This window comes from Acinetobacter sp. SH024, assembly GCF_000163635.1.
Taxonomy (GTDB): domain Bacteria; phylum Pseudomonadota; class Gammaproteobacteria; order Pseudomonadales; family Moraxellaceae; genus Acinetobacter; species Acinetobacter pittii.
Genome location: NZ_GG753616.1, coordinates 1 through 1,476, shown reverse-complemented (window position 1 = coordinate 1,476; position 1,476 = coordinate 1). Strand labels below are relative to the sequence as shown.

Below are 1,476 nucleotides of genomic sequence, written 5' to 3'. Positions count from 1 at the left end.
GTACAGTCACCCGCAGCAAATACACCTTGCACATTGGTTTCGTTGCGGTCATTCACAATGATCTCGCCACGGTTGGTTAATTCAACTTCACTGTCTTTCAAGAAGTCAGTGTTTGGCAGTAAACCAATCTGTACAAAGATCCCTGCAAGCTCGACCACATGCTCTTCATCAGTCGCACGGTCTTTATATTTAAGACCAGTCACTTGTGAACCATCACCTAACACTTCTGTACTTAAGGCATTCATAATCACCGTTGTGTTTGGCAAGCTATGCAATTTGTTTTGCAACACTTGGTCAGCACGAAGCTTGGTGTCAAACTCAACCAGAGTGACATGCTCAACAATCCCTGCAAGGTCAATTGCTGCCTCAACACCTGAGTTACCACCACCAATCACAGCAACACGTTTACCTTTGAACAACGGACCATCACAGTGTGGGCAGTAGGCAACACCACGGGTACGGTATTCTTGCTCACCCGGTACATTCATTTCTCTCCAACGTGCACCTGTAGAAAGGATTACAGTTTTCGATTCAAGTTTTGCACCGTTTTCAAGTTCAACTTCAACCAAGCCATTTGCAGTCTGGTTGGCACCCGTGATTTTGGTGACACGTTGCAGGTTCATGATATCGACATCATATTCACGAACATGGGCTTCCATCTCGGCAGCAAACTTAGGACCTTGCGTCTTTTGCACAGAAGTGAAGTTTTCAATGTCCATGGTGTCCATCACTTGACCACCGAAGCGTTCAGCCACGATACCAGTGTTAATGCCTTTACGTGCAGCATAGATCGCAGCCGTTGCACCCGCAGGACCACCACCAATCACCAACACATCAAATGCATCTTTAGCATTGAGTGCTGCTGCATCTTTTTCAGCTGAGTTAGTGTCGAGTTTCGCTACAATCTCTTCAAGGGTCATACGACCTTGGCCAATGTGTTCATTGTCTTGGAACACCATTGGCACAGCCATGATTTTGCGTTGTTCCACTTCATCTTGGAAGAATGAACCGTCAATCATGGTTGCTGTTGTATTCGGGTTGTAAATCGCAATCAGGTTAAGTGCCTGCACCACGTCCGGACAGTTATGACAGCTAAGCGATACGAATACATCAAAGTTAGCTTTGAGGTTTAAGCCCTTAATTTGATTTAAAACTTCATCCGACACTTTAGGTGCATAGCCAGACACTTGTAACAGTGCCAAGATCAAAGATGTAAACTCATGGCCCATTGGTAAGCCTGCGAAGAACACACGAGGCTGTTCACCTACTTTAGCGACACCAAAGCTTGGACGACGTGTATTGTTTCCGTCAAAACGGGCAGTGACTTGGTCAGATAGTTCAGCAATTTCTGTCACTAACTCTTTAATTTGAGCCGCTTTATCTGATTCATCTAAAGCAGCAACTAATTCGATTGGACTTTCTAGACGTTCTAAGTAAGCTTTTAATTGAGTTTTAATGTTTTGATCTAACATCTGT

The 1,476-nt window shown here is 44.6% G+C and carries 1 protein-coding gene; it reads right to left on the bottom strand.

From position 1 onward, the window contains the following. A partial coding sequence (ahpF, locus tag HMPREF0013_RS24195; protein WP_025464224.1) for an alkyl hydroperoxide reductase subunit F occupies positions 1–1,472 on the bottom strand: 1,472 nt, incomplete at its 3' end. Between the last annotated feature and the right edge of the window lie 4 nt (positions 1,473–1,476).